7 protein-coding genes and 1 pseudogene are annotated in these 8,200 nt (G+C 54.2%); 5 read left to right on the forward strand and 3 right to left on the reverse strand.

Annotated elements, in window-relative coordinates:
- The 3 genes from KKC1_RS02280 to KKC1_RS02290 all read left to right on the forward strand — a co-directional run.
- Window positions 1-581 (forward strand): prolipoprotein diacylglyceryl transferase (locus KKC1_RS02280; protein WP_143288658.1); only part of this gene is annotated, 581 nt, incomplete at its 5' end.
- 59 nt (window positions 582-640) lie between these two features.
- Entirely contained in the window at window positions 641-868 is a 228-nt protein-coding gene (locus tag KKC1_RS02285) for an AbrB/MazE/SpoVT family DNA-binding domain-containing protein (RefSeq protein ID WP_088552889.1), read from the forward strand.
- 18 nt (window positions 869-886) lie between these two features.
- Window positions 887-1,291, forward strand: coding sequence for a type II toxin-antitoxin system death-on-curing family toxin (locus tag KKC1_RS02290; RefSeq protein ID WP_192868037.1), 405 nt, complete (start codon window positions 887-889; stop codon window positions 1,289-1,291).
- A gap of 33 nt (window positions 1,292-1,324) precedes the next feature.
- Here KKC1_RS02290 and KKC1_RS02295 read toward each other — a convergent pair whose 3' ends face one another.
- The 3 genes and pseudogenes from KKC1_RS02295 to KKC1_RS17750 form a co-directional block, all read right to left on the reverse strand.
- Window positions 1,325-4,000 (reverse strand): carbohydrate binding domain-containing protein, encoded by a 2,676-nt coding sequence (locus KKC1_RS02295; protein ID WP_192868038.1) that lies wholly within the window; start codon window positions 3,998-4,000, stop codon window positions 1,325-1,327.
- A gap of 336 nt (window positions 4,001-4,336) precedes the next feature.
- The gene (locus tag KKC1_RS17745; protein WP_428844922.1) at window positions 4,337-4,912 is read right to left on the reverse strand and encodes a glycosyltransferase family 4 protein; all 576 of its coding nucleotides are present in this window, start codon (window positions 4,910-4,912) and stop codon (window positions 4,337-4,339) included.
- A 105-nt stretch (window positions 4,913-5,017) separates the two neighbouring features.
- Window positions 5,018-5,587 (reverse strand): annotated as a pseudogene (locus tag KKC1_RS17750) (glycosyltransferase); the annotation flags it as partial.
- A 206-nt stretch (window positions 5,588-5,793) separates the two neighbouring features.
- Between KKC1_RS17750 and KKC1_RS02305 the strand changes: the two are divergent.
- The gene (locus KKC1_RS02305) at window positions 5,794-7,188 is read left to right on the forward strand and encodes an aspartate aminotransferase family protein (RefSeq protein WP_088552892.1); all 1,395 of its coding nucleotides are present in this window, start codon (window positions 5,794-5,796) and stop codon (window positions 7,186-7,188) included.
- An 88-nt stretch (window positions 7,189-7,276) separates the two neighbouring features.
- Window positions 7,277-8,200 (forward strand): glycosyltransferase (locus tag KKC1_RS02310; RefSeq protein WP_088552893.1); only part of this gene is annotated, 924 nt, incomplete at its 3' end.

The raw sequence follows: 8,200 nt of genomic DNA on the forward strand, positions 1-8,200 counted from the left end.
GGCTGGTATTTGTCCTCGCCAATTACCCGCAGTGGTTGGTGACCGAGCCGGTCCAGGTCCTGAAGATCTGGGAAGGAGGCCTTTCATGGCATGGAGCGCTGCTGGGAGGGTTTTTGGCGGGCTGGACTTATGCCCGCAAGAATGGGGTTAATCCGAATCTTATAGCCGACTGGAGCGTCTTGGGGCTATCCTTCGGGTACATTATTGTCCGCATAGGAAATATTTTCAATCAAGAAGTCCTGGGACGGGTGACGGAATTTACGTTTGGAAGGTGGCCGGCCCAGCTTGTCGGGTCCTTAATAGGGCTCATCCTGCTAATCAGGTTCCTGTACCTTCAAAGAAAAGAAGTTCCTACCGGTTACCAGTTCTGGTCCTTCATAGGATACCACCAGGTACTGCGGGCTCTCTTCGAAGAGCCGGTTAGAGAAAACGCCTTATTCCTGCTCAAATACGTCCATCCCCGCTGGGGACTGGGTTTTTTCACCTTAACCCAGCTCATTACTCCCCTGGTACTGGCTTTCGCCTATTACATGTACAGGACCACGCGAGGGAATCAGATGCGATACGGACAACGGACTTGACAATTAGCCAGTCATGGTTATACGATGTAAACACAATAAATTAACAGGAGGTTGAGGAAATGATTAAGAAACTGACGGCGCATGGAAACAGCGCGGCGTTGATTATCGACAAAGCTATATTGGAACTGTTGAACATAACGATGGACACACCTCTGAAAATTACCACGGACGGAAAGAACCTGATTATTTCTCCAATGAGTGATAATGATCGGGGAGAGAGATTTCAACAGGCCTTGAACAAGGTGAACGCGAAACATGCCGCTACACTAAAAAGGCTAGCTGAGTAAGATGACCGGAGGTCTATGATGGCGGCAATTCGGTTTTTGACCTTGGCTGAAGTAATAGAGATTCACTGGGATCAGATTAGAAGGTATGGTGGTCAGTTTGGTATCCGCAATATAAAATTACTGCAGTCAGCAATTGCCATGCCAGAGGCGACTTTTGATGGGCAGTTTCTTCACCCGGATATTTACGAAATGGCGGCGGCTTATGCTTATCATATTTGCAAGAACCATCCATTCGTAGATGGTAATAAACGTTCAGCTCTTGTTTGTGCACTGGTGTTTTTGGAACTGAACGGGGTGAGTTTAGAGGATCCTGAAGGAGTGCTCTACGCTACAATGATGGATGTCGCTTCGGGTAAGTTGGACAAGCAGGGGTTGGCTAAAGTTTTACGCCGGCTTGCGGGGATCAACGGAAACGGGGGTTGACATATTGAGCTCAACCCCCGTTTGTTTTTACTCCTACCTCACCGGCTTCAGGTTGACGTCGTCGAAATGGTGGTTTCCGCTGCCGCCGGAGGTCATGAGGTAAATCCTTATCTTAATGACATCGTTGGGAACCGAAATCGTGTACTCTACCTGCTCCCAGTCGTTGCCCGCCGGCTCGTAGGTGAAGGCTTTCGCGCCGGATTTCCCGCTTTCATTGTAGAAAAGCACCAGTATTTTGGCCGGTTTCGTAGCGTCTCCCTTGCGGATTTTGGCGGAGAGTATATATTCGGTACCCGGTTCCACGTTTACCCACTGGGAGAAACCGAAGTTGTACGAATTGGCCAGGTATTTGTTTCCGCCTGCCTCCTGCTCAATGGTACCGTAAGAACCGACCCAACCGGTACGGTCATGGCTGAAGTCCCCGTTCACAATCAGGTTGGGCTCCACTACCTTAATTGTCCCGTCGGCTTTACCCTGGTTACCGGCTGGGTCTTGAGCCGCAATCGCGTAGGTGTAGCTGCCGGGAATAATGGTGCCGTTCACCTTCCCATCCCAGGCTATTTGGTACTCGCCTGCTTCCTGGAAAGCTTCCAGGAGGTGGGCTACAGCCTGTCCACCCTCGTCATACACCGTTACGTTTACCTTCGCCGCTTCCGAAAGCCGGTAGCGGATGTTAATTTCATTTCCGGCTACCAGTTCCTGAGTTACAGGGTTCAACAATTCAACCGTTGGCGCGGTAGTATCTACTTTAACCGTTACCGGTGATGAAATTTCCACGTTTCCGGCCTGGTCCAGGGCGACTGCTCTTAAGTAAAGCTCGCCCTCGGGCAGTTCCGCCGCCTGCCAGGCTAACTCCCAGGAGCCATCCTGGTCCGTACCTTCAACCAGGTTGCCGTCACCCAGGGTGACCCAGGGCCGGTTAAGGTCGGTGGTATAGGCGAAGTACACCCGTTCCAGACCTTGATTGTCCCTGGCCGATGCCCGGAGCCCGACGGTACCGCCAACGTATGACCCTTCCTCCGGCAACACCAGGTCGACCCAGGGTGCCAGCACATCAGGCTCGGGCTGTTGCGGCTGCCCGGCATCCTGACCGGGTTCCTGATGGGCGGTCTCGCTACCCGGCAGCACTTCCTGCAGGGAAACGTTATCGAAGTGGAAGGTCCCGTTGCCTCCCATTAAATATACCCGTACAAAATGCACATTACCCGGCAGGGATAGGACGTTTTTCACCGTTTCCCAGTCTTTTCCCTGGGGCTGGTAGGTGAAAGAAGAGTAGTTATCCAGCTTGTTTCCGGCGGCATCGTAATAAATGACCAGGATTTGAGCCTTGTCCGAAGCCGTCCCGCGGCGGATGTCGAGTTGCAGGCGGTAGTCCGTACCGGGTTTCACCTGCACCTTTTGCGAAAATCCGAAATTCCTGTCATTTACTGCATACCGGTTGCCGTCTGGATCTGTTTCCACACTCCCGTAGCTACCCAGCCAACCGCTTCGTCCTGCATCAAAAGTTCCGTTCACAATTAATTCCTGGCCTGAAGAACCATCAGGTTTTGTTGCTGCCGGTGGCTGCGGTTCCGGTTGAGGCTGGGGCTGAGGTTGGGGGACGACTGCTTGTCCGAACGTTCCTACGCGTATAGCCTGGGCCCGGGCCAGCAGGGCTACGCCCTCGAGTTCCGCGGCGTTAACATAGCGGCGGTTTAACAGCCTCTGGGCGGAAGCGTCAAAAATGGCGGGCGCCCACGGGTCGTACCACAGGAAGAGGCTGATGTAGCTTTCCGGAGAGTAATTGCCGGACCCGTCTACCCGCCGGGCGATCGTGCCGTCGGGGCGGATGAGTTTCTTGGCCACGGTATTGGCAAAACGCTGCATATCGGTTTCGTTAAATTCAATTCCCGCCAGGTAAGCATGGTAGACAAAGCTCAGGTCCGGGATGGCATGTCCAAGGTCTTCCCACACGGAATATTTCATGGAATACTTCCACAGGTAAGAATTGGTAGAAGAGTCCAGTTGCAGGTAACCCCTGAAGTAACGGGCGACTTTGGCTGCTTTATCCCGGTAGGCGGTTTCCCCAGTAGCCCGGTATATGTTAACCATCACATCTCCCTGGGCCAGGGTCATGTTAAAGGGCTTATGGTACCCGCCGGACCCCTTCAGGTAGGCGATCTTATCATCTTCATACCAGTTGGCGTCAAAAACGGCCAGGGCGTCTTTGGCGGCCTGTACGAATTCGGCAGCTTCATCCCGGTAAGAAGCCAGTTCCGGGCGGTGGTTGACTATGGCGCCGAACTTGGCCAGAGGCTGGGCGATCATCCCGGTATGAATGGGGTAGATTACCCGGGAACCGTCGTCGGTATAATGGGAGCTGCTCCAGGCAGGCAGGCTCAGGCCGCGGTGGTCAGTTACTCCCCGGACGCTGTCCCTTTGGGCCAAAACTCCCTTGGCATGGTCTACAAACTTGTCCAGGTAGTATGTATCCCCGGTGGCCTCAAACATGGCCAGGTAAGCCTGCATTACAAAGCTTTCTCCGTAAGCAAGGTCATTATGTTCGTTGTTATAGTTTTTGTACCAGTCCCCGTTGTTCTTCGTATCCACACTGTCAAAATACTGGCGTAAATCCTGGACGCTAACGGCGGCCTGAACGGAAGGCCCCGGCACCAGTCCCACCACCATAACCAATACCAATATTAAGCCGATCCACTTCTTCTTAAACATCATTGCCGACCTCCTCGTTGGAAAAAAACTTTATTTTTACTCTATCTGCATTTACGTTCGAGATGTTTCGACAATTTTCGACATGTCCCTTGTGGTAAATGTTAGCAAAGGGAAGACCAACTTTTGGTGACAATAAAAGCCGAAGCGGGAAAATTCCCGCCCCGGCTTTAAGGAACTTCCGTCGCGATGCGACGCGTTACCCGGAAGATGTATGTTCTTTGGTGCATACTAGATTTTTCAAATTCGGTTCAAGTTTCAAGTTCGGGACGGTTCTTGACTTGAATGGGCCGGAGCCTACATCCCCGGACAACGAGTTTCCTTAGGCTGATTGCCGGGCTAGCGCAGACTTTCGGAACGAGGGCGAACACTAGAGCCCATTAATTTCTCGTACAAGCGAAACAGTTTTGCCTCTTCTACCTCCCAGTTATACTTTAAACGGCAGGCCTGCATGCCTTTTTCGCCCATGGTTCTGCGCAGTTCCGGGTTCCGGCAGAGATACGCGATTTTTTCCGCCAGGTCGTGTGGATCACGAGGGTCAACCGTGAGGCCGCACCCGTGTTCCCGGACGAAATTTTCCCAGGCCGGAAAATGAGAGACGACCATCGGAAGGCCTGCAGACATGTACTCGTAGAACTTGTTCCCGGCCATTTCCCGGTAGTTACCCCAGGGATGCAGGGGGGCTAGGGCAACGTCTGCTTTCGCATAGTAGCGGTAAACTTCCTCTTGGGAAACCCGTCCGGTCAGGATAACCCGTCCCTGCAGGCCGCAATCTTTTATCAATTGTTCAATTTCCTGCCGGAAACCCGCAGGCCGTACCGGTCCTACCAGGTAGAGACGGCAGCCCAGGTTTTGCCGCTGCAGGATCGCTACTGCTTTTACCATCTCCACGGCGCCTCTTACGCGGTGAATCACACCGGCATAAATAAGCCTGCATTCCCCGTCCTCAGCTACTTCCCTGGCCTCAGGCCGTGGCGCTACCGGTTGTTCAAGCCGGGGGTAATTTAAAATTTCCTCCTGGTGAACAGGCAGGAAGGAAAAGCGGGTCCTGATAAACGGGGCTGCAAAGACCAGAGCGTCACTAAAGCCGGCCAGTTGCCTCTCGGTAAAGTCAGCAAGGGAAGCGGCCGGCGGCCGCAATATCCGGGGTATCCAGTCCTTGTAGAGAGTAACCGAAGGGTAGTCCTCGTGAATATCATATACGATTTTTTTGCCGGTCACTATTTTTAAGATGACACCCGGCAGGAGCAGTTCAGGGTCGTGAAGATGATACGCCACGGCGTCAGACTGCAGGGCGCGGTAAAGCAGCCTTATCCAGTTCAACGGCCGCAGGTACCGCCGGGATAGGCGCGGTAGACCGTATATGTCCACACCACCAACCCTGCGCCTCCGGAAGTCGGCCGGCGCATGAAGCTCAACCCGGTACTTGCGGGCCAGCGATACCGCTTCCTTAAAAGTGATGCGTCCATCATTCCAGGGATGGACGGAAGTGAGAATGCAGACCTTGGGGCGAGAAGAAGAGCCGTTTGAGCCCGGAGAAGGACTAATTTTGAGGTATAAAAGCAATACTAAAGCCAAAACCAGGTACATGGCTATTATCACCAGCAGGGCCGCCAACACCAAAACCTGAAGCAGGAGACGAATTGCGGCGCGTAGACACTTCAAAGCAGTTCTCCTCCATATATCTGACGGAGACTTTTGCCCTATTTTATTCCCGTTAAAACAACAAGTTCATAGCCTGCAGGCAGGAAATTTTTCCCCGCAGAAGAATTCCCTTGATGAAGGGAGGAGAAGGTATGGCAAACAAATATGACCTTATTTCCTTGGATGAGGCTCTCAACCTCGATCGGAAGACGGTGCGGGCCTATTATAAGGATTATGTGAATCCAGGCCTAGCCACTCTGATGAGCCTCTTGGATTTCGACAAGAGTTTTGTTAAGGCCGAAGGAGTGCGCGTGTGGGACCGGGAGGGAAACGAGTACCTGGATTTTCTGGGAGGATACGGGGCGCTGAACCTGGGACATAACCACCCGGCGGTGGTAGAAGCCCTGGAAAAAGTCAAAGATCGCCCCAATCTGCTCCAGGCCTCTCTCGGGAATTTGACTGCCGCGCTGGCCCATAACCTGGCCCGTATAACTCCGGGCAAGCTTCAGCGTAGCTTTTTCGGCAACAGCGGGGCGGAAGCGGTAGAAGGGGCTTTGAAGCTGGCTCGGGCTGCCACAGGCAAGCAGAAAATCATCTATGCCGAAGGTTCCTTCCACGGCAAGACTTTTGGAGCTCTGTCGGTGACCGGCCGTACCAAATACCAAAAAGATTTTCGCCCCCTACTGCCCGGCTGCTCAGCAGTACCTTTTGGGGATCTGGAGGCCTTGGAAAGGGCCCTTTCGCCGGGCGATGTGGCCGCGGTCATCCTGGAGCCTATTCAGGGTGAAGGGGGAATAATCGTCCCGCCTCCGGGATACCTCTCTGCGGTTAGGGAACTTTGCAGCCGGTATGAGGCGCTGCTGGTCCTGGATGAAATTCAAACCGGTTTTGGTCGTACCGGTTACCTTTTTGCTGCCGAAGAGGAAGGCGTGGTCCCCGACATCATGTGCGTAGCCAAGTCCCTGGGAGGAGGGGTTATGCCAATAGGCGCCTACATTACCACGGAAGAGATTTGGGACCGGGCCTACGGGGGGATGGAAAAGAGCACACTTCATACCTCTACCTTCGGCGGCAACACCCGGGCCTGCGCGGCGGCTATTGCGGCCATAAACGCCCTGCTGGAGGAAAACCTGACGCAGAATGCTCGGGAACAGGGGCGCTACCTGCTCGACCGCCTTGTGGACCTGAAGGAAAAGCACCCGGTTATCAAAGATGTGCGGGGCCGGGGGTTGCTGGTAGGGTTGGAGTTCGAGGAGCTCAACCAGGGATTGCTGAACCGCATGACGGGCGGGGCCTTGGGCCGCCTGTCCCAGGAATACATGGGAGCCCTGGTGGCGGTAGAGTTGATGAACCGGCACCGCATTATAACCGCCTATACTTTAAACAACCCCAACGTGATTCGCCTGGAACCGCCCTTAACGGTGACGCGGGAAGAAATAGACCGGGTGGTGGAAGCTCTGGACGAGATACTGAGCCGCAACCGCAACTTCTGGGGCATGGCCCTGTCGGGAACCAAAACGGTTATCCGCACTATTTTTAAACGCTAGTTTTGGGATTCCTGAACCACCTGCCGAAGCATAAAATTTGCCGATCGGCGCACTCTAATAAAGACGCGGCAGGGAAAGGAGATCCCAGGTGGCCAGGATAAACGTGTTGCACGTACTTCGCCCGGCGGAAGGCGGGATGAAGGAACATGTGCTTTCTCTCCTTAGAAACTGCGATTTCTGGAAATATAACCTCATGGTGGCCTGCCCCGAGTACGGAGAAATGACCCGGGAATTGCGGAACGCAGGAGCCACCGTGTTTCCTGTAACGTTGAAAGGAGAAACCAACCCCTTTACCGACTGGCATGCCATGCACCACCTCCGGCAAATAATACAGCAGAACCGGGTTCACGTGGTCCACACTCACGGTGCCCGGGCCGGCTTGGTGGGACGGCTGGCGGCCCGCCAGGCCCAGGCGCCGGTAACTCTGGTTACGGTACACAACTTTATTTATAACGGCTCTGCTTCCTGGTGGAAGAAGAAAATTTTTGCCCGTATTCAGCGGCAACTGGCCCGGACCACCGACCACCATATTGCGGTGTCCCGGGCGCTGGCGCGGGAGATAGCCGCTGTGGAGAAGATACCGCCCGAAAAAATTTCCACTATCTACAATGGCATCGACCTGCGGCGTTTTAAGCCGGTGGTTGACTGTCACCGCATGAAAAAGGAACTGGGGCTAAACCTGAGGGCTCCCGTGGTCGGGGTGGTTGCCCGGCTGATACCGGCTAAAGGAGTTTCCCTCTTCCTGCAGGCGGCAGCCCGGATACGCCTGTACTTTCCCGATGCCCAGTTCGTTATTGTCGGTGACGGTCCGCAGAGAAACCAACTGGAGGAAGAAGCCCGGCGTCTCAATCTGATTCCCGGTACCGTTTTCACCGGCTTTCGCCGGGACGTTCCTCAACTGCTTCCGCTGATGAACGTATTTGTAGTTCCCTCTTACAGTGAAGGCCAGTCTATCGGTACTCTGGAGGCCATGGCGGCCCGCCGGCCGGTGGTAGCCACCCGGGCAGGCGGG

Source organism: Calderihabitans maritimus (assembly GCF_002207765.1).
Taxonomy (GTDB): Bacteria; Bacillota; KKC1; order Calderihabitantales; family Calderihabitantaceae; genus Calderihabitans; species Calderihabitans maritimus.

Excerpts from the sequence above, each read along its gene's own strand:
- KKC1_RS02285 (WP_088552889.1), top strand. The coding sequence starts at position 641 with ATGATTAAGAAACTGACGGCGCATGGAAACAGCGCGGCGTTGATTATC.
- KKC1_RS02290 (WP_192868037.1), top strand. The coding sequence starts at position 887 with ATGGCGGCAATTCGGTTTTTGACCTTGGCTGAAGTAATAGAGATTCAC.
- KKC1_RS02295 (WP_192868038.1), bottom strand. The coding sequence starts at position 4,000 with ATGTTTAAGAAGAAGTGGATCGGCTTAATATTGGTATTGGTTATGGTG.
- KKC1_RS02305 (WP_088552892.1), top strand. The coding sequence starts at position 5,794 with ATGGCAAACAAATATGACCTTATTTCCTTGGATGAGGCTCTCAACCTC.